This is a genomic window from Microbispora sp. NBC_01389 (assembly GCF_045040095.1).
GTDB lineage: Bacteria > Actinomycetota > Actinomycetes > Streptosporangiales > Streptosporangiaceae > Microbispora.
Window position 1 is genome coordinate 4487583 of sequence record NZ_CP109552.1, and the last position, 18508, is coordinate 4506090.

Sequence of the window (18508 nt, forward strand, 5' to 3'; positions counted from 1 at the left end):
CTATCGTGGGCAGGGGGATGGGGGTGAGCCGTGTGTCTACGGCTGAGAACAGTCGGACAGGTGGGGAAGAGGCGGAGCGGCGGGGGCTGCTGGACCGGGTGCGCGCCACTCCGGCGGGCCGGCTGACGCTGCGGATCGTCATCGGGGTGATCGGGACCGCCCTCGTCGTCGGCGGGCTGATCATGGTGCCGTTCCCGGGGCCGGGCTGGCTGGTGGTCTTCACCGGCCTCGCCGTGCTGGCCACCGAGTTCGCCTGGGCGAGCCGGGTGCTGGAGTTCGCCAAGCACTGGGTCAGGCGGGCGACGGACTGGCTCACGCGGCAGAACTGGTTCGTCCGCATCGTGGCGGCCGCGCTGACGTTCGCCTGCGCGGCCGTCATCGTCTGGGTGTCGATACGGCTGACTCTGGGCGTCGACCTGATCCAGAAGGCCCGCGAGCTGCTGAGCTGATCTTCGCCGGGCGTGCGCCGTGGCCGCCCGACCCGTGCCCGACCGCTGCCCGACCGCTGCCCGACCCCTCGCGGGCGGGGGCCGGGCGGCTTCTCAGGCGGCGGGGCGGGCCAGCCGCCGGATCGCCAGTTCGGCCAGCAGCGCGGCGCCGTCGCCCAGGATGGCGTCGTCGAACTCCGCCTCCGCCGAGTGGTTCGACGGGGCGGTGGCGGGGTCGCGTCCGGGCGGGCAGGCGCCGACCACGAGGAAGGCCCCCGGCACCTGCTCCAGCACGTACGAGAAGTCCTCCGAGCCGGTCGCGGGGGTGGGAAGCGGGAAGTACCGGTCCTCGCCGAGCGCCTCCCGCACCGTCCGCGCGGCGAACTCGGCCTCGGCGTCGTCGTTGACCGTGACCGGATAGCCGATGCCGAAGGCGCAGTCGACGGTGAGGCCGTGCGCCTCGCCGATGCCGCGGGCCAGCCGTACGAGGCCCTCCCTGACCCGGTCCCGCGTGGCGGCCGAGAACGTCCGCACCGTGACCTCGAGCCGCGCCTCGTCCGGGATCACGTTGTCGGTCGTGCCGGCGTGGAAGCTCCCCACCGTCACCACGACCGGATCGAACACGTCGTACGTCCGGGTCACGTGGGTCTGCAGGGCGGTCACGATCTCACAGGCCGCGGGGATCGGGTCGAGGGCGCGGTGCGGGGCGGAGCCGTGCCCGCCCCTGCCGCGCACGGTCACGGTCAGCGTGTCGGCCGCGGCGAGCACGGGCCCGCCCTTGGTCAGGAACAGGCCGCGGGGGATCGTGGTGGAGAAGACGTGCATGCCGTACGCCGCGACGGGCCGGTCGCCCGCCGCGTCGAGCACCCCCTCCTCGATCATGAGCTTGGCGCCCTCCTGGCCCTCCTCGCCGGGCTGGAACATGAGCACCACGTCCCCTTCGACGTCGGAGCGACGGCCGGAGAGCAGGCGGGCCGCCCCCACGAGCATCGCCGTGTGCAGGTCGTGGCCGCAGGCGTGCATGCGGCCGTCGACGCGCGAGCGGTACGGCAGGTCCGTCCTCTCGTGCACCGGCAGCGCGTCCATGTCGGCGCGCAGCAGCACGGCCGGCCCCGGCCGGGCACCCCGCAGCACGGCGGTCACCGACGTGAGCCGCTCGCCGGTCGTGATCTCCAGCGGAAGGCCGTCGAGCGCCGCGAGCACCTTCTCCTGGGTCCGGGGCAGGTCGAGCCCGATCTCGGGCTCCCGGTGCAGGGCGCGGCGAAGCTCGACGAGGTCATCCTGAAGGGTCATGGGCCGCCCGTCGCGCGAGAAGGGTCGATGTCGCTCATCTCACACTAGTGGCCGCTTACTCCGGATTCGTCCTCTCCGACAGGTCCGGCGGAGCGTCCCGGGAGGATGGGCGGAGCTCAGAGATAGAGGCCGGCGCCGGGCCGGCCCGCCGTCGCGGCAGTGCGGGTACATCTGGCCGTCCTCATGGTTGCAGAGTTTCTTAATTGCCTATAATGGCAACGATGTCCGCGGATGAGGAGGCGATGGCTGTGGGGCGTGGCCGGGCCAAGGCCAAGCAGGTGAAGGTCGCTCGCGCTTTGAAATACAGCGGTGGTGGTGACCTGGAGTCCCTGCGGCGGGAGCTGGGCGTCGACGCGACGCCTGCCGCACGCACGGAGGCCGTCGTCACACCCGAACCGGCGGACGGGCCTCCTGTCGAGGGCGGGGCCGAGTGATGCCGGTCCCGCTTTACCAGGCCAAGGCCGAGCTGTTCAAGACGCTCGGCCATCCACTGCGCATCCGGGTGCTGGAACTGCTGTGTGAGGGGCCCAAGCAGGTCCGGGAGCTGCTGGCCGCGATCGAGGTGGAGGCGCCGAATCTGTCGCAGCAGCTGGCGGTGCTGCGCCGCGCGGGGCTGGTCACCGCACGACGGGACGGGACGACCGTCGTCTACGAGCTGGCCGGGGCGGACGTGTCGGAGATGATGCGCGCGGCGCGTCGCATCCTCACGGAGGTGCTGGCCGGCCAGTACGAGCTCCTCGCCGAGCTGGAACAGACGACGTGAGCCTCCGGGAAGTATCGCGCGGGTTGGCGGATCTGCTGCCCGGACGGTCGGACTGGACCGCCGCACGCCGCTCACCGGGCCGGGACCTGGTGGCCGGGCTGATCGTCGCGGTGGTGGCCCTGCCGCTGGCGCTGGCGTTCGGCGTCTCCTCCGGGCTCGGCGCCCAAGCCGGCTTGGTGACCGCCATCGTCGCCGGAGCGCTCGCGGCCGTGTTCGGCGGCAGCAACCTGCAGGTGTCCGGCCCGACCGGCGCCATGACCGTCGTCCTCGTCCCCATCGTGCACTCCTACGGCTCCGGCGGAGTGCTGATGGTCGGCCTGATGGCCGGGCTGGTTCTCCTGGCCCTGGCCGCGCTGCGGGCGGGACGGTTCGCCCAGTTCCTGCCGACCTCGGTCATCGAGGGCTTCACCGCCGGGATCGCGGTGGTCATCGCGCTGCAGCAGGTGCCCGCCGCGCTCGGCGTGACAGCCGGAGACGGCGAGAAAGTGTGGCAGGTCGCGGCCGGAGCCGTGGCACACTTCGCGGCTCATCCGGCCTGGGCGGCGCCGCTCATGGCGCTGGCGGTGGCCGCGGTGATGCTGGCCGGTGCCCGGCTGCGGCCGGGTGTCCCGTTCTCCCTCCTCGGCGTCGCGGTCGCGACGCTGGGTGCTCAGGTGTTCTCGCTCGATGTCGCCCGGATCGGGGCACTGCCGGCCGGGCTGCCCGCCCCGTCGCTCGGTTTCCTCGATCCCGGCATGGTGGGAACGCTCCTGCCGTCCGCGCTCGCCGTGGCGGCGCTGGCGGCGCTGGAGAGCCTGCTGTGCGCCACCGTCGCCGACGGGATGAGCGTCGGCGAGAGACACGACCCCGACCGGGAGCTGTTCGGGCAGGGCATCGCCAACCTCGCCGCACCCGTTCTCGGCGGCGTGCCGGCGACCGCCGCGATCGCCCGTACCGCGGTGAACGTGCGCGCGGGGGCCCGGTCCCGGCTGGCGGCGCTCACCCACGCCGCCGTCCTCGCCGGCATCGTGCTCGCCGCCGGCCCTCTGGTCGGCCGGATCCCGCTCGCGGCGCTCGCGGGGGTGCTGCTGGCCACCACCGTCCGCATGGTCGAGGTCGGCTCCCTGCGGGCGCTGGCCCGCGCGACCCGCGGCGACGCCGCCGTGCTCGTCCTGACCTTCGTCGTGACCGTCGTGTTCGACCTCATCACCGCGGTGGCCGTCGGTCTCGGCCTGGCCGTCGTGCTCGCGCTCCGCGCGGTCGCCCGGACCTCCCGGCTCGACCAGGTCCCGCTCGACGCCGGTGACCACAGCGCCGAGGAACAGCGGCTGCTGAGCGAGCACATCGTCGCCTACCGGTTCGACGGGCCGCTGTTCTTCGCCGCGGCCCACCGCTTCCTGCTCGAACTGTCCGAGGTCGCGGACGTCCGCGTGGTCATCCTGCGGATGTCACGGATCACCACCCTGGACGCCACCGGCGCCCAGATCCTCGGCGATGCCATCGTCCGCATGGAACGCCGGGGTATCACCGTCCTGATCTCCGGCGTGAAACCCGGACACGGCCAGGTCCTGGCCGCCCTCGGCATCGCCGGCCACCTCTACCGCGACGGTCTGATCTTCCCCGACACTCCCACCGCCATCGCTCACGCCCGCGGCCTTCTGCACCACCACGGGCTCCTCCCGGCCGCCGCGGAGACCGGCCGCGTGACCACCACGGCGGATCTCGGCGGCGGGGCCTGACAGGCGGGTGCGGCGGCGGACCCGGTGGTGCCGCGCACGACGGGTCAGAGATAGAGGCCGGTGCCGTGGTCGGTCTGCTGCGTCGCCACGGCGTGCAGATCCCGCTCGCGCAGCACCAGGTAGAGCTGGCCCTGCACCTCGACCTCGTACTGGTCCTCGGGGTTGAACAGGACCTTGTCGCCGGTCTTGACCGTGCGCGCACCGACTCCCGCGCCGTACACCTCGCCCCACACCAGCCGGTTGGCCATCGTGACCGTGGCCGGGATGACGATGCCCGAGGTGCTGCGCCGTTCCTCGGACTCCCGCTCGACCCTGACCATCACGCGGTCGTGGAGCATCTGGATCTCGAACTTCGGGTCAGGCACCCTCGCAGTGTACGCGGAGGCCGCCCGGGCGCCGTCATCGGAGGCGGACGGAGGTCAGGAGCTCACGAGCGGCCCATGGCCAGGTCGTAGCCGGTCCCCGAGTGGCGGTAGACGCGGCCCTTGCCCCACTTCAGCACCTGGAAGCGCACATGGACGGTGTTGGAGGCGACGCCGGACAGGTCGGCCATCATCTTCTCGGAGAGGTCGACGATCGCGGGGATGTCGTGCTGGGCGACGGCCCACTCGGCGGGGCCGAAGTCCTCGACCACCCCGACCGCGCTCTTCCCCCTGTAGGTGATCTTCACCTTCGTGCCCAGGGGCCAGTAGGGGCTGGCGAGCGTCGCGTACCGCATGGGCTTGCCGGAGGCGGTGGAGGCGTCCCAGAAGGACGTGGCGGTCGCCCTGCCGGAGGGAAGGGCGGCGAGCCGCTTCGCGTCCGCGGCGGCCGCGCGGAGGGCCGCGTTGAGCGCCGCGCCGATGGCGACCGGGTCCAGGACCGGGCGGGGGGCGTCGGCGGGGGGCAGGGACACCGCGGGCGGAGCCTGAGGCGCCACCGCCGCCTCCGCGGTGGCGGCCGTGCCGAGGAGGAGGGTGGTTCCGGCCAGGGCCGCGGTGACCGCCTGACGGGCTCGCTTGTGCATGGGCTTCCTTTCGGGTCGCTCGCGGCGCGGCCCTCTGGGGGAGGGCCGCGCGTCGTGGAGGGCTTCCGGCCGGGGTGGGCCGGGCCCCGTACGCGTCCGGGCAGCGCGGAGCGGCCCCGGGGGCGGGGCGCGGGTGCCGATCGGGCGCGTGATCCGAGGGGGAGGGATGGGATACGAGTCGCGCGAGGGGTGGGGGCGTACAAAAGGGTCAAACGTGATGTGAGGCACGAGTATATGGAAAGAGACAGTAAATAGGACAAAAGAGAGTCATCGCTCGGTAGATCGTCCTTGACCCGGAGGTGCTGAGAGCGCTCTCATAGGCAGGATCCGGTAAAGCGAACGCAAGGGGGCGGCATGGCGATCGAAGGCTTCACGTGGGTGAACGAGCCCGCCGAATGGTCGGGGGACGGGGAGGGGCTGCGGGCCGTCGCCGGCGCCCGGACCGACCTGTGGCAGAAGACGCACTACGGATACTCGTTCGACACGGCGCACATGTTCGGCCGGGAGGTGGCCGGGGACCTCCGGCTGACGGTGACGTTCGACGCCGGCTACGCGGAGCAGTACGACCAGGCCGGGGCGGTGCTGCGGATCGACGAGGAGAACTGGATCAAGGCGGGGGTCGAGTTCGTCGACGGCGGCCACCAGCTCAGCGTGGTCGTCACGCGCGGCTTCTCCGACTGGTCCGTCACGCCCGCGCCCGCCGGCCTCGTCTCCGCCACGTTCGACTTCGAGCGCGCCGGAGACGCCGTCACGGTCCGGTACGGCGTGAACGGCGCGGAGCCGGAGCACATGCTGCGCCTCGCCTACTTCCCGCCGAAGACGCTCGCCCTCGCGGGGGTCATGTGCGCCGCCCCGAGCGGCGAGGGCTTCGAGACCCGCTTCACCCGGGTGTCGCTGACGTCCTAGCCGGGGGCAGGACCAGTTCGGCGAAGATCGCGCGGTGGTCGGTCACCGGCAGCCGGTGGACGCCGAACGCCCGCACGGCGACGCGCGGGTCGACCAGGACGTGGTCGATCGTGACCGGCGGCACCGGCAGTCCCCTGAAGTCCCACCGCCGGTACGGCCAGGTCCCGGCCAGGCCGTCGCCGGTCGCGTCGGCCGCGTCCCGGTAGCCCGCGTCGAGCAGGCGCCGGACCCGGTCGTGGTCGAGCGTCGCGTTGAAGTCCCCGGAGAGGATCCGCACCTGCCGGGCGGGCCGGGGCAGCGCGGCGAGCCCGTCGGCCCAGCACGTGAGCCGTGCCACGTAGCGCGGCGCGCACGGGTGCACGGACACGACGCCGACGGGCTCCGCGCCGGGCACCTCGACGCCGCCCTGCGCCTGCCGGGAGTCGCCGGGGCCGGTGATCGTCTCCGGGCGGAGGGGGAACCGGGTGAACAGCCCGGACCCACTGGAGCCCTCCCGTGCCCGCTCGTCCCCGTACGGCAGGAGCCGGGTCAGCCCCGCGCCCCGCAGGCCGTCCAGGGCCGCCGGGGTGAGTTCCTGCACGGTGAGCACGTCCGGGCGCAGCGTCCGCACGAGATCGACCAGCGCGGCGGGCGGCACCGAGCCCTTCAGCAGGTTGGCCGACAGGACCCGGAGGACCGGCCCCCGCGTGTCCGGCGTGCCCGCCGCCGCTGCCGAGCCCGCATGACCCGGGTCGGGCAGCGCGCTGTTCGGGTCAGGGAGAGCACTCTTCTGGTCAGGGAGAGCACTCTTTGGGTCGGGGAGAACACGGGGCAGCACGCAGGCGACGAGCACCCCGGTGACCGCCACGCCGGCCACGAGCGCGGCCCGGCGCCGCGTGAGCAGCGCGACGACCGGCGCGGCGACCGAGGCGAGGGCGGCGTACGGCGTGAACGCGACCAGTTGCACCCAGCGGAAGTGGACGTCGCCCGGCACCAGCCGCAGCAGGGCCCACAGCGCGAACGGCGCGACCACGAGCCAGGCGAGCAGGCCGCGCAGGACGTTCCGGCAGCCCGCCCCGCCGCCGGCGGTCCGCTTCGTCATCCTCGGCCCCCTCGCCAAGCCACTCGGAATGATGATCCACCCTACGGGCCGGGCGCCGCGCTCCTCAGGTGTCCACACCGACGCGGGCAGGCCGTACATTTTCGGCATGGATGTCGAAGCGAGGGTCCTGGACGCGATCGACGAGGCGGAGACCGTGGGCCTGCTGGCCGATCTGGTCCGGGTGCCGAGCGTCACCGGCAGCGACGCGGAGTCGGACCTGCAGGACAGATGTGCCCGCATGCTCGCCGAGTGGGGCCTCGACGTCGACATGTGGAAGCTCGACCTCGACGACCTCCGCGCCCGCGAGGGGTTCCCGGGGACGGAGGCGGAGCGCGCCGAGGGCTACGGCGTCGTCGGCGTCACCGAGGGCGAGGGCGTGCCCGCGCTGATCCTGCAGGGGCACGCCGACGTCGTGCCGATCGGCGATCCGGGCAAGTGGGAGGGGCAGGACCCGTTCGGCGCCCGCCTCACCGCGACCACCCTGCACGGCCGGGGCGCCTGCGACATGAAGGCCGGTCTCGCCGCCAACCTCGCCGTCGTCCGCGCGCTGCGCCGGGCCGGTGTACGGCTCGCGCGCCCGCTGGCCGTCCACTGCGTCGTCAGCGAGGAGGACGGCGGGCTCGGCGCCTTCGCCACCCTGGCCAGGGGGCACACCGGCGAGGCCGCCGTGATCACCGAGCCGACGAGCGGGGCGCTGATCACCGCCACCGCCGGGGCGCTGACCTTCCGCCTGGAGGTCGCCGGCCGGGCCGCGCACGGCGCCACCCGCTACGAGGGCGTCAACGCTGTAGAGGCGTTCTGGCCGGTCCTGCGGGCCGTGCGGGAGTTGGAGCGGGAGCGCAACCGGGACCGCGACGCGCTGTTCGGCGGCAACCCGGTGCCGTACCCGATCGAGATCGGCACCGTGCGGGCCGGAGACTGGGCGAGCACGGTGCCCGACCTGCTCGTGGCCGAGGGGCGGCTGGGCGTCCGGCTCGGCGAGGACCCCGCCGACGCGCGGACGGCCCTGGAGGCGGCGCTCGCCGGCCTCGACGACCCCTGGCTGCGGGACAATCCCGTACGCGTCACCTGGCCCGGCGGGCAGTTCGCCAGCGGACGGCTGCCCGACGGGCATCCGCTGGCGGCGGAGACGGCCGCGGCCGTCTCCGCCGCGACCGGCGCCGCGCCGTCCCGCACGGCCGCGCCGTACGGGAGCGACCTGCGCCTCTACGCGGCGGCGGGCGTGCCGACCCTGCACTACGGCCCCGGCGACGTCCGCTTCGCGCACGCCCCGCGCGAGCAGGTGGACCTGCGGGAGGTCCGCGACGTCACCCGCGCCCTGGCGCTGCTCGCCCTGCGCCGCTGCGGCGTGCGCTGAGCAGGGGCGAGCGTCAGGCGTTGACGACGGAGGCGATCTCGTTGAGGGGAAACTCCAGGTAGTCGCCGGCCTCCTCGCACCAGGCGTCGAGCACGCCGCTGCGCAGTTCGCCGTGGCTGACCGTGGCGGTGACCCCGTCGGCGAGCGTGATGAGCGCCCGGATGTCGCGGTCGACCACGAAGCCCAGCAGCGACTGCTGGGCGGCGGGCAGCCGCGTCGCCATCCGGCCGATGACCGCCCACGTCTGGCGGGCCCGCGCCTCCCCGGCCGTCTCCCCCGCCGCCGGCCCGCCGCTGACGAGCAGCCGCCGGGCGTGCTCGCGCGGGTCGGGCGGGGGTTCCAGGAGATGCGCGGGGGGATCGAGCTCGGCGACCCGCCCGCCGGGCAGGAGGATGAGCCGCCCGCTCCGCGGCTCCCGCCTGACCGTGATCTCGCCGGTGTCGTCCACCGGCACGGGGGCGTACCCCGCGTCGCGCAGGGCGGCCAGCGTCGCCTCGGCGGGCGCCGCGCCCGCGAGCACGGTCGGCGCCAGCAGCCGCAGGCCCAGCCTGCCCAGCTTCCGGTGCGCGGCGATCTCCGCGAGCAGCGCGGGGTCGGAGCCCTGGATGATGCACCCGACCGACGACACGGTGACCTCGCCGTGGCGCCGCGCCACGTCCCGGATCAGGTACGTCAGGGGCTGCGGGAGCGTCCCGGCCTCCGCCAGGCCGGCGATCAGCGTCTCCGCCGTGTCGCCGGCGTCGAGGGCCCGCCGTACGCTCGCGGGGCCGAACCGCCACACCGACGCCGTACCCTGCGACTCCCGGTCGGCCGCGCGGTCGAGCAGTGCCGCGAGCTCGACCGACGGCGGCCCGGTCACCACGGCGGTGAGGTCGGCGCCGAACAGCGCCGTGCGCTGGGCGCTCGCCATGGCGTGGGTGGCGGCGGCGGCCAGCCCGGGATCGTGCTCGACCTCCGGCACGCACTCGTGGCTCTCGTTCCCGGCCACCGCGGCCAGCGGGGCCAGTGCCCGGCCGAGACCGGTGAGCATGTCGCAGGCGGCGAGCCCGAGCAGGCGGGCCTCGTCGAGGACGGCCGCGGCGCAGTCGGCGAGTAGTTCCCGGTCGAGCAGCGGGGACCGCCAGTGCACCCGCTGCACGAGCTCGCGGAGCGTCGCGAAGGCCCTGCCCTCGGGGATCTCGGCGAGCGTGGCGAACAGGGCCCACCGAATCCTCGCGATCGTCTCGCCGGCCGGGTCGTCGCCGAGCGCGGCGGGCTGACGGCCGTCCACCCGGCGCAGCGACGAGCGCTCCATGCGCCACCAGCCCGCGAGCAGGGCGCACAGCCGCGCGGGAGCCTCCTCCAGCCGCCACGCGTCGAACCCGGCCGTCGCGGTCAGCCCGCCGGCCTCGTCGTCGACGGCGACCAGCCGGGCGACGGCGCAGACCTCCAGGAGCAGCCGGGTCTCGTCCTCCGCGCAGCCGATCTCCCTGGCCAGCCGCTTGATCTCCCGTACGCCGACCCCGCCGTGCTTGAGCAGCGGCAGCGTCGTCTTGTCGACGTTCTCCAGCAACGCCGTCGCCCGGTCGAGCACCCGCGGCGCGGCCAGGCACATCGCGTGCTCGACCGCGCCGGCGTCGGCGCCGGACGTGGCGAGATCGGGCGGGTACGGCGTGAACGGCCCGCGGTAGTCGGGCCCCCTCAGCGCCAGCGCCACCTCGCGGGGCATCTCGGCCAGGTTCCACTGGGTGCGGAAGAGCAGCCCGCGGTCGAGCGCCCACTTCTCCGGGGTGCCGGGGGTGATGAACCGGTTGCCGTCGACGCTGCGCACGGGCCCGTCCCAGGCGAAGTCGTCGAGCATGCCGAGCGTGCCGTCCGGGGCGTCGTCCAGCAGCGTCCCCAGACGCTCGGAGTCGCCGAGCAGCGCCGTGATCCGCGCGACCACCTGGCGTCTGCCGCCGTGCCCGGACAGGTCGAGCGTCCGGCACACCCGGCGCAGCGCCTCGGTGCTGAGCTTCCAGGAGTCGAGGTACGCCGCGAGCGGCTCGCCCAGGCCGCAGGGCGCGGTCCACCAGCGGGCCACCGCCTTGGCCAGGGTGATCCGGCCGTCCGGGCCCGGCCAGGCGACGGCGTGGTCGTAGAGATGATCGAGCCAGGGGACGACCTCGGAGGTGCTCACCCCGAGGAAGCGGGCCAGCTCGTCCTCCGTCGGGTGCCCCCCGGCGACCAGGCACGCCTGCAGGAGTTCGAGCGTGGGCAGGGGGAGGCCGCGCATGACCTCCATGACGGCGAAGGTGTCGGTCAGCCGGTGGGCGAGGGCGTCCATGCGCCGGGGCCACGGCGGTGCGATCGCGTCCGGCCGGTTGGCCAGGACGCGGGCGAGCCTGTCTTCGTCAAGACTGGTCAGCCAGCCGACTATGTGAGCGTCCATAACAGATCTCTCGGGAGTCCCAGGCAGACACCGTAGTGCAGATCACAGCCTCGGCGGGGTCCGCGCACCGGCGGACAGGTCGCGCTCACGAGTTCCGAGATCACGATATGTCTCCGCCGATCGGTTGGAAACGGGCGTGCTGTTGGGCCGCTCCGGCCCGACGTCTGCACATCATCGCCCGCCACGCCCACGCTTCGGGAGAGTTCCGGGGAATCCGGGCCGCCGGCCGGAGGGCGCTCCCATGCATTCCGGGCTGCACGGGAGCGCTCTTCGGCCGGCGGACCGCGATCGGCGACAGCAAGATCTAACGACGGAGTTAGGTTTTCGGAGGGCGCGCCGCCGTCCGTCCGTCTTCCCGGCTCCGGGCCGGGGCTCAGGCCGCGAGCACGGCCCATACCGCCTTGCCCTGCGGGACGAGGGGGCACCAGCCCCAGCACGCGCTCAGCGACTCCACGATGTGCAGCCCCAGCCCGCCCGGCTCGAAGGGGGAGGGGTCCCTCAGCACCGGCGCGCTCGACCCCGGGTCGGTGATCGCGCACGCCACGTGCGCTCCCCTGCGGATCAGCGACAGCCGGATGACCTCCCTCGGGCGTTCCCCGGTGAGCGTCATGCCGTGCCGCAGCGCGTTGGTGGCCAGTTCGGAGACGACCAGTTCCATCCCGTCGAGCAGGTCGGTCATCCGCCAGCCCGAGAGCGTCCCGGCGGCGAAGCTGCGTGCCGAGTGCACCGACTCCGCGCGGGGCGGGAGGACGAATGTGGCGCTGGCGCTCGCCGCACCGGGCTGGAGGAGGCCGCGAGCGGGCTCCGGCCACCAGCCGATGGGCGGCCACCAGTCGAGCGCCGACCAGTGAATCTGGCCACGAGTCAGGTTCGTGGACTGCACGAGATCATGATGTAGGACACTCCCGTGCATGTGCAAGAGCGAATGCACGTGCAAGCGCGTTGTGCAGGCGCTACCGTTACCCCCGACACCACTGGGACGAAGGGGGCGATCTTTGACAGACTGTGAACCAGTCCACAAAGCGGAGGAATAGCACGTGTCCATAGATCCGCCCGGATCCGGTTCCACCGTTCGGCGAATCATGCTCGGCGCGAGCCTTCGACGCCTGCGCGAGGAACGCGGACTGACCCGTGAGGTCGCCGGCTTCCACATCCGTGCCTCGGAGTCGAAGATCAGCCGGATGGAGCTCGGCCGGGTCGGGTTCAAGACACGTGACGTCGAAGACCTGCTCACGCTGTACGGCGTCCACGACGACGACGAACGGCGTGGCCTGCTGGAGATGGTCCGCGAGGCGAACACGCCCGGGTGGTGGCACAAGTACGGCGAGGTGCTGCCGAACTGGTTCGTCACCTACGTCGGCCTGGAGGAGGCCTCCAGCGTGATCCGCACCTACGAGGTGCAGTTCGTGCCCGGCCTGCTGCAGACGGCGAAGTACGCCCGCTCGGTGATCCGGCTCGGTCATCCGGACGCGACGGAGGCCACGCTCGATCAACGCGTCAACCTGCGGCTCCAGCGGCAGGAGAGGCTCACGCGCAAGGACGGCCCCCGGCTGTGGGCCGTCATCGACGAGGCCGCGCTCAGGCGGCCCATCGGAGGGAGTGCGACGATGCGGGAACAGCTCCAGCACCTGCTGGAGGTGTCGACGCTGCCCAACATCACCCTGCAGGTGATGCCCCTTCGCTTCGGGATGCACGCGGCCGAGGGGGGCGCGTTCACCATCCTCCGCTTCCCGGACTCCGATCTTTCGGACGTGGTCTACGTCGAGCAGCTCTGGGGTGCGCTCTATCTGGACAAACGTGAGGACATCGATCCCTACCTCACGGCCATGGAGCAGCTGTGCGTGGAGAGCACCACGCCCGGCGGCACCGCCGAGATCCTCGGCGATCTTCTCAGAGAGACATGAATGCAGACATATAACGGGATGCCCGCAACCGACCTCTCCGGGGTCACCTGGCGGAAGAGCGCCCACAGCAACTCGACCGGCAACTGCGTGGAACTGGCCGAGCTTTCCGACGGCAGTGTGGCCGTGCGGAACTCGCGCTATCCCGAGGGGCCGGCCCTCATCTACACGCGGGACGAGATCCGGGCCCTGGTGCTCGGGGTCAAGGACGGCGAGTTCGACGGCCTCCTGGTGTAACCCTCTGTTCACTCGCTTCTCGCGGGCGTAACACCACAAGGCGGGCGCCGTAACAAGGATCCGGCACATTGGACCCCCAAGAGAATCGCAAGGGGGGACCTCGTGCTGGAGCAGATGACTCTTTATCCGGTGGCCGACGACGTGCTCTTCGCACCCGGCGGCCGCGTGGTTGTCCGCACCTACGGCGTCGCCTCCCCGGCCGACCCGCAGGACGGGCGGCCCAGGGCGGTCGCGTACCGGACGTGGGTCACCGGGGTGCGGGAGCAGCCCAGATACTGGCGGTGGGGGCACTTCGAGGACGCCCGCCATGGCCACCGCAAGGTCCTGGAGTGGCTGACCGGCCGAGGGCCGCAGCCTCAGCCGGTCGCCCAGAACTGACGCAGGAGCCGACTCGGAGCCGGCTCCGGGCCTGGCTTGTGCGCACTTGTGCGCACGGTTGGGCGCACGGCATGGCTTATGCGGGGGCGTTCCAGCGGAGCAGGACGGGTTCGTCGCCGTGCTCGTGGCCCAGCACCGAGTACGTCCCGGTGTCGAGGCGGAGGTACCCGCCGTAAGCGGGCGGCAGGCCGAGCCAGCGGGCCGCGAGCACGCGCAGGATGTGCGCGTGCGCGACGACCAGCACGTCGCCGTCCGTGGAGCGGATCCGGGCCAGGACCTTGTCCGCCCGCTCCCCGACGCGCTCGACGGTCTCGCCCGGGTGGGCCTCGTCGCCCGGGACGACGCCGTCCCGCCAGACGTACCAGCCGGGGTGCGAGTCGCGGATGTCCGCAGTGGTCACGCCCTCGTAGCCGCCGTAGTCCCACTCCCACAGGTCAGGGTCGACCTCGTACGACCCGGCGCCGGCCAGCTCGGCCGTACGCCGGGCCCGGCGGGCGGGGCTGACGAGGACCTGGGCGAACGACCGGCCCGCCACCAGGCGGGACAGGGCGCGCGCCTGCTCCTCGCCGTGCGGGGTGAGCGGGACGTCGGTGCGGCCCGTGTGCCGCCCGGCCTTGCTCCACTCGGTCTCGCCGTGTCTCAGCAGGATGACGTTCACAGCACCTCGATTCTTCGCCGACCCACTCTTGCCCACGCGGCGCGCTCCAACCGCGCCGCCCCCGCCGGAAAGCGCGGCTCCGGGGACCGGGGCCGACGTCCGGCGGAGGCGGTGCACGTGCATACGACCTTCCCGCCGGCGTCGGCCCGCGCGTGAACGTTTCACGGGTGCATCCGGGGGTGCCCTCCGGTGTCATAGACGGTAGGCCGTCCGCGCGGCTGTGCGGAAAACGGACAGACATAGTCGAGCGCATCCAAACAAGTCAAGGATGGTGACGGCGCCCGCGCTCTGCCAGGATTGCGCCGTGTTCACCGGCCGGCCGTCCCTGCGCGCGTTCCGCGCCGCGGTGTTCGCGGCCGCGTGCGTGCTGGTCTCGGCCGCGCTGCACATGCTGGCCGGAGGGGCTCCCGTGCGTGCGGGCGCCCTCGTCGCCGCGCTGGCGCTGACCTGGCTGGGCGCGTTTCTGCTCGCGGGCCGCCGGCGCGGCATGGATGTCCTGCTGGGCGCGTGCTTCGCCGCGCAGTACGGCCTGCACCACCTGTTCACCGTCGGCGCCGCGCACGAGCCGGCGCCCATGTGGACGGGGGAGCACGGCACCGGGCTGGGCATGCTGCTGATCCACGCCGCGGCGGCGGTCCTGTCCGCCTGGGCCCTGGAACGCGGCGAGTCGGCGCTGGCCGTGATCGTGCATCTGGCCGTCGCGCCCGTGCGGCGGCTGTGGGCGATGGCCGTCGTCCTCGCGGGCCCGCCGACCGGCGCCGCCCCGCTTCCCCCGGGCGTCCGCGGACGGTTCTCCCTTCCGCTCCCGCGCCGGGCCGACTTCGCCGTGGTGGTCGCCCGGCGGGGTCCGCCTCCGGTCGTCTCCGTTCTCTGATCCGGGCTCGCCCCTCCGGGGGCGGCGGCCGCCGACCTGCCGCACGCCCGTTCCCAGCCGCCCTGGACCGCGCACCGCGCGGTCGCGGCTCGTGTCCGGCACGCACGTCCCGCCGTGAGTGGCCCGGGTGACGCCTCGCCGTACAGGCCCCCTTGCGGCATTCCTTCCGGGATGCGCGCAGGGCCGGAGCCGTCGGCCGGGGCTCCGCTCCGGCCTCCTCCGCCGTGCGACGCGTCCATCTGTGCCCCCTCGTGACGGGTGGCGGTCGCCGGACACTCCCCCCATGCCCTGGTGAGGCGTGCCCGCGGGCACGCGCTCACGGCCGAACGGAGAACCCCCCCATGACCTCGACCACCGACGTCCATTCCGTCGCCGACCCCCCGCGGCCTCCCCGCCGCAGGCGCGCGAACTGGGCGGCGCTGCGCCCGCTCGTGATCCGCCTGCACTTCTACGCCGGGATCCTCATCGCCCCCTTCCTGCTCGTCGCGGCGGCCACGGGCCTGCTGTACGCCGCCTCCTTCCAGATCGAGAACGTCGTCTACCGGCACGAGCTGACCGCGCCGGTGAGCCAGACGGCCGTCCCCCTGAGCGAGCAGGTCGCCGCGGCCCGCCGGGCGCTGCCCGAAGGGAAGGTCACCGCGGTGCGGCCCGCCGCCGAGCCCGGCCTGACCACCCGGGTGCTGCTGGACGTGCCAAACCTGCCCGAAAGCACCCAGATGGCGGTTTTCGTTGACCCCGGGACGGGCCAGGTGCGCGGCACGCTGGAGAGCTACGGGAGCTCCGGCGCGCTGCCCGTGCGCGCCTGGATCTCCGACCTGCACCGTCGCCTGCACCTCGGCGAGCCCGGCCGGATCTACAGCGAGCTGGCCGCCAGCTGGCTGTGGGTGGTCGCCCTCGGCGGGCTGTCGCTGTGGCTGAGCAGGCGCCGCCGCGCCGGCCGTGGCCTGCGCGGCCTGTTCACTCCCGACCGCGCCGCGACCGGGTCGCGCCGCACGCTGTCGTGGCACGGCTCGGTGGGCCTGTGGGCCCTGCTGGGCCTGCTGTTCCTGTCCGCCACCGGGCTGACCTGGTCGAAGTACGCCGGAGAGAACATCGACGAGCTGCGCACGAGGTTCGGCTGGGCCACCCCGTCGATCAACACCGATCTCGGTGAGCACGCCGGGCACGCCGGGCACGCCGGGCACGCCACGAGCGGCGGTCAGGCCGGCGCCACTCCGGATGTGGGAGTCGACCAGATCATGCGGGCGGCGGCCGCCTGGCGGCTGTCCGGCCCGCTGGAGGTCGTGCTGCCGGCCGAGCCCGGGTCGGCGTACGTGGTCAAGGAGATCCGCAAGACCTTCCCCACGCGCCTGGACCAGATCGCGTTCGACCCGGCGACCGGGCGGGTCGTGGGCGAGCTGCGGTTCGCCGACTACCCGCTGGCCGCCAAGCTCACCCGGTGGGGGATCGACGCGCACATGGGGCTGCTGTTCGGCCTGGCCAACCAGATCGTCCTGGCCGCGATCGCCGCCGGGCTCATCACGCTGATCGCGCTGGGCTACCGCATGTGGTGGCGGCGCCGCCCGACCCGCGGCTTCGGCCGGCCCTACCCCCGGGGCGGCTGGCGGGGCCTGCACTGGGGACTCCTGGTGCCGCTGGCCCTGCTCACCTCCGTGATCGGCTACTACGTGCCCCTGATGGGCATCTCCCTGGCCGCGTTCCTGGTGATCGACGTCCTGCTCGGGCTCCGCGCCAGGTCGGCGCGCTGACGCCCTGAGCCGTCGCAGGGCGTTTCGCCGGGCCGGTTCACCCGATCGGGTGAACCGGCCCGGCGATGCCGTGGCCCCCGGCTGACCAGGCACAGGCCCCCGAGCAGGGCGACGGACGCGATCACCGGAGCCGGCCCCGGCGCGAAGCCGGTCACCGTAAGGGTGAGCAGCGCGCCGCCGACGAGCGGCGCGGCGACCGCCACGTGCCGGCCGGTGGCGGTTCCCGTTGGCTCCTCCCACCGGCCGAACAGGGCGGTGAGCCCGAGCAGGACCGGCGCGAGGGCGGCCGGCCACAGCGGGTCCCGGCTCCACCAGGCCGCCGAGCCGGGGAGCGGGGTGCCCAGCCCGAACCCGATGACCGCGACCCCGGCCACGGTGACGAGCGCGGTCATGTGCCACAGGTAGACGGTCATCATGCGCGGCGCGAGCACGGTGAGCACCGCCTCGGCGCGGGGCCGGCGGGCCAGCGCGTTCAGGGCGGGGCGGAGCAGCATCGCCAGGCCGAGCTGGCCGGCGAACAGCGCGAGCAGGCACGCGCTCGGCGGGGCCATGTTCGAGACCGCGCCGGGCATCCCGATCATGCTGGCGGGGTACGGGCCGGCCGCCACGAGGGCCGCCACCATCGCGAACCCCGCCCCCGCGAGCGCCGCCGCGCGGCGTCCCCGCAGCCACTCCAGGCCGCCGTCGGCGTAGCGGAACCCGACCTGGTGGACGGCCAGCCACACGAACGCGACGTTGAGATAGCCGGCGGCCTCCAGCCCCGAGAAGCGGATCACGTCGGTCAGCACCGCGCCGCCCGCCAGCACCGGCAGGGCGATCCCGGCCCGTACGCGCAGCAGGCGGGGCGTGGCCACCACCGCGAGCAGGTAGACGGCGAGGAACCACAGCAACTGGCCGACGGTCCGCGCGGCCACCTCGACCGGCTGCGGGGGCACGCCGAGCGCGGTCAGGAGGTGGGGGAGCGGCAGCCAGACGGCCGCGAGCGGCGCCACCGGCCAGGCCAGGCGGCGCATCCGCCGCGCCGTCCACTCCCGCGCCGTCGACTTGTGCGCGCTCGACCGCCCGGCTGTCCCCTCCCGAGAGGCCGGGCCCGTCTCGCCCGCGTCCTCCAGCCCGGCGCGGCGGGCCGCTGACCGGAAGCTGATCGCGTTGGCCGCGCCCCCGGCGAAGAAGACCAGCGGCATCACCTGGGAGATCCAGGTGACGAACGGAACCGCCGCCAGGGCGTTTCCCGTGGTCAGCCGACCTCCGGCGTACGACAGGACCGGCATCGCCCAGTGCTGGACGACCACGAGGACCATCCCGAAGACGCGCAGGACGTCGATGAAGCGGTCCCGTGGCCCGGGGGCTGCCGGGGCCCGCACGGGGGCGGGAGGAAACATGGTCAGGGACACGGGGGCGCCGCCTTCGGTCGTCGGTCGTGGTCAGTCGCGGGCCCGGCCGGAGCGGTGGGCGGTCGCGACCACCCGATCCGGCGCCGGCCGGGGGAGAAGAGCCCGGGGAGGGCCCGGGGGAGAGCCGGAGGGCTCGGGGTGGGAGCCCGGGGGAGAGACAGTGCGGGAGCTTCCGCCGGGGTTTCCCGGCCGCTCCAGGCTCCCGCCCGGGCGCCGTCCGGCGCAGCGACGGAGCCACTACTCCCGATCTTGGGTGAGCCCCCGCCTCCGGGGTGGGGCCTGCCCTACCACCGCGGCGTACGGGCGGGCGGCCGGGCCTCGGCGACAGGGGGAGGATGATGGCGCGGCGGGGGAGT

At 73.8% G+C, this 18508-nt stretch carries 19 protein-coding genes; 11 read left to right on the forward strand and 8 right to left on the reverse strand.

Going from position 1 to position 18508, the window contains the following annotated elements; genetic code table 11:
- The first annotated feature begins 32 nt into the window (after window positions 1–32).
- Window positions 33–449, forward strand: a complete 417-nt coding sequence (locus OG344_RS20285; protein WP_327044883.1) for a TIGR02611 family protein — start codon at window positions 33–35, stop codon at window positions 447–449.
- A 93-nt stretch (window positions 450–542) separates the two neighbouring features.
- On the opposite strand, the gene OG344_RS20290 is transcribed toward OG344_RS20285, so the two are convergent.
- Window positions 543–1721 carry a M20 family metallopeptidase gene (locus tag OG344_RS20290; RefSeq protein WP_405084427.1) on the reverse strand — a complete coding sequence of 393 codons (1179 nt, stop codon included), beginning with the start codon at window positions 1719–1721 and terminating at the stop codon, window positions 543–545.
- 221 nt (window positions 1722–1942) lie between these two features.
- Between OG344_RS20290 and OG344_RS20295 the strand changes: the two genes are divergently transcribed.
- The 3 genes from OG344_RS20295 to OG344_RS20305 are packed head-to-tail and all read left to right on the forward strand — an operon-like array spanning window position 1943 to window position 4202.
- On the forward strand, window positions 1943–2155 hold the full coding sequence (locus OG344_RS20295; protein WP_405084428.1) for a DUF3073 family protein: 213 nt from the start codon (window positions 1943–1945) through the stop codon (window positions 2153–2155).
- The gene (locus OG344_RS20300; protein WP_327044885.1) at window positions 2155–2484 is read left to right on the forward strand and encodes a metalloregulator ArsR/SmtB family transcription factor; all 330 of its coding nucleotides are present in this window, start codon (window positions 2155–2157) and stop codon (window positions 2482–2484) included. The genes OG344_RS20295 and OG344_RS20300 overlap by 1 nt, the downstream gene beginning before the upstream one ends.
- A 23-nt stretch (window positions 2485–2507) precedes the next feature.
- Entirely contained in the window at window positions 2508–4202 is a 1695-nt protein-coding gene (locus tag OG344_RS20305) for a SulP family inorganic anion transporter (protein WP_405084429.1), read from the forward strand.
- Between the two features lie 44 nt (window positions 4203–4246).
- On the opposite strand, the gene OG344_RS20310 is transcribed toward OG344_RS20305, so the two are convergent.
- Complete coding sequence (locus OG344_RS20310; protein WP_405084430.1) at window positions 4247–4567, reverse strand: GroES family chaperonin; 321 nt, start codon at window positions 4565–4567, stop codon at window positions 4247–4249.
- A 62-nt stretch (window positions 4568–4629) separates the two neighbouring features.
- On the reverse strand, window positions 4630–5208 hold the full coding sequence (locus OG344_RS20315; RefSeq protein WP_405084431.1) for a hypothetical protein: 579 nt from the start codon (window positions 5206–5208) through the stop codon (window positions 4630–4632).
- Between the two features lie 354 nt (window positions 5209–5562).
- On the opposite strand from OG344_RS20315, the gene OG344_RS20320 reads away from it, so the two are divergent.
- Entirely contained in the window at window positions 5563–6114 is a 552-nt protein-coding gene (locus OG344_RS20320; protein WP_405084432.1) for a DUF1349 domain-containing protein, read from the forward strand.
- Here the strand turns inward: OG344_RS20320 and OG344_RS20325 are convergent.
- Window positions 6089–7195: an endonuclease/exonuclease/phosphatase family protein gene (locus OG344_RS20325; RefSeq protein ID WP_405084433.1), complete on the reverse strand. Its 1107-nt coding sequence runs from the start codon at window positions 7193–7195 to the stop codon at window positions 6089–6091. The genes OG344_RS20320 and OG344_RS20325 overlap by 26 nt on opposite strands.
- A gap of 106 nt (window positions 7196–7301) precedes the next feature.
- On the opposite strand from OG344_RS20325, the gene OG344_RS20330 reads away from it, so the two are divergent.
- Window positions 7302–8552: an ArgE/DapE family deacylase gene (locus OG344_RS20330; protein WP_405084434.1), complete on the forward strand. Its 1251-nt coding sequence runs from the start codon at window positions 7302–7304 to the stop codon at window positions 8550–8552.
- 13 nt (window positions 8553–8565) lie between these two features.
- Here OG344_RS20330 and OG344_RS20335 read toward each other — a convergent pair whose 3' ends face one another.
- On the reverse strand, window positions 8566–10962 hold the full coding sequence (locus tag OG344_RS20335; RefSeq protein WP_405084435.1) for a helicase-associated domain-containing protein: 2397 nt from the start codon (window positions 10960–10962) through the stop codon (window positions 8566–8568).
- Between the two features lie 373 nt (window positions 10963–11335).
- Window positions 11336–11845 (reverse strand): ATP-binding protein, encoded by a 510-nt coding sequence (locus OG344_RS20340; RefSeq protein ID WP_327044893.1) that lies wholly within the window; start codon window positions 11843–11845, stop codon window positions 11336–11338.
- Between the two features lie 199 nt (window positions 11846–12044).
- Between OG344_RS20340 and OG344_RS20345 the strand changes: the two genes are divergently transcribed.
- The 3 genes from OG344_RS20345 (at window position 12045) to OG344_RS20355 (ending at window position 13478) form a co-directional block, all read left to right on the forward strand.
- Window positions 12045–12866 carry a helix-turn-helix transcriptional regulator gene (locus OG344_RS20345; RefSeq protein ID WP_327044894.1) on the forward strand — a complete coding sequence of 274 codons (822 nt, stop codon included), beginning with the start codon at window positions 12045–12047 and terminating at the stop codon, window positions 12864–12866.
- The gene (locus OG344_RS20350; protein WP_327044895.1) at window positions 12867–13100 is read left to right on the forward strand and encodes a DUF397 domain-containing protein; all 234 of its coding nucleotides are present in this window, start codon (window positions 12867–12869) and stop codon (window positions 13098–13100) included.
- A gap of 102 nt (window positions 13101–13202) precedes the next feature.
- Window positions 13203–13478 (forward strand): hypothetical protein, encoded by a 276-nt coding sequence (locus OG344_RS20355; protein ID WP_405084436.1) that lies wholly within the window; start codon window positions 13203–13205, stop codon window positions 13476–13478.
- Between the two features lie 76 nt (window positions 13479–13554).
- On the opposite strand, the gene OG344_RS20360 is transcribed toward OG344_RS20355, so the two are convergent.
- Entirely contained in the window at window positions 13555–14136 is a 582-nt protein-coding gene (locus OG344_RS20360) for a histidine phosphatase family protein (RefSeq protein ID WP_327044897.1), read from the reverse strand.
- Between the two features lie 304 nt (window positions 14137–14440).
- On the opposite strand from OG344_RS20360, the gene OG344_RS20365 reads away from it, so the two are divergent.
- Both OG344_RS20365 and OG344_RS20370 read left to right on the forward strand, forming a co-directional pair.
- Complete coding sequence (locus tag OG344_RS20365; protein WP_405084437.1) at window positions 14441–15010, forward strand: hypothetical protein; 570 nt, start codon at window positions 14441–14443, stop codon at window positions 15008–15010.
- A 341-nt stretch (window positions 15011–15351) separates the two neighbouring features.
- The gene (locus OG344_RS20370) at window positions 15352–16758 is read left to right on the forward strand and encodes a PepSY-associated TM helix domain-containing protein (RefSeq protein ID WP_405084438.1); all 1407 of its coding nucleotides are present in this window, start codon (window positions 15352–15354) and stop codon (window positions 16756–16758) included.
- On the opposite strand, the gene OG344_RS20375 is transcribed toward OG344_RS20370, so the two are convergent.
- Window positions 16674–18152, reverse strand: coding sequence for an acyltransferase (locus OG344_RS20375; protein ID WP_405084439.1), 1479 nt, complete (start codon window positions 18150–18152; stop codon window positions 16674–16676). The genes OG344_RS20370 and OG344_RS20375 overlap by 85 nt on opposite strands.
- Window positions 18153–18508 lie beyond the last annotated feature (356 nt).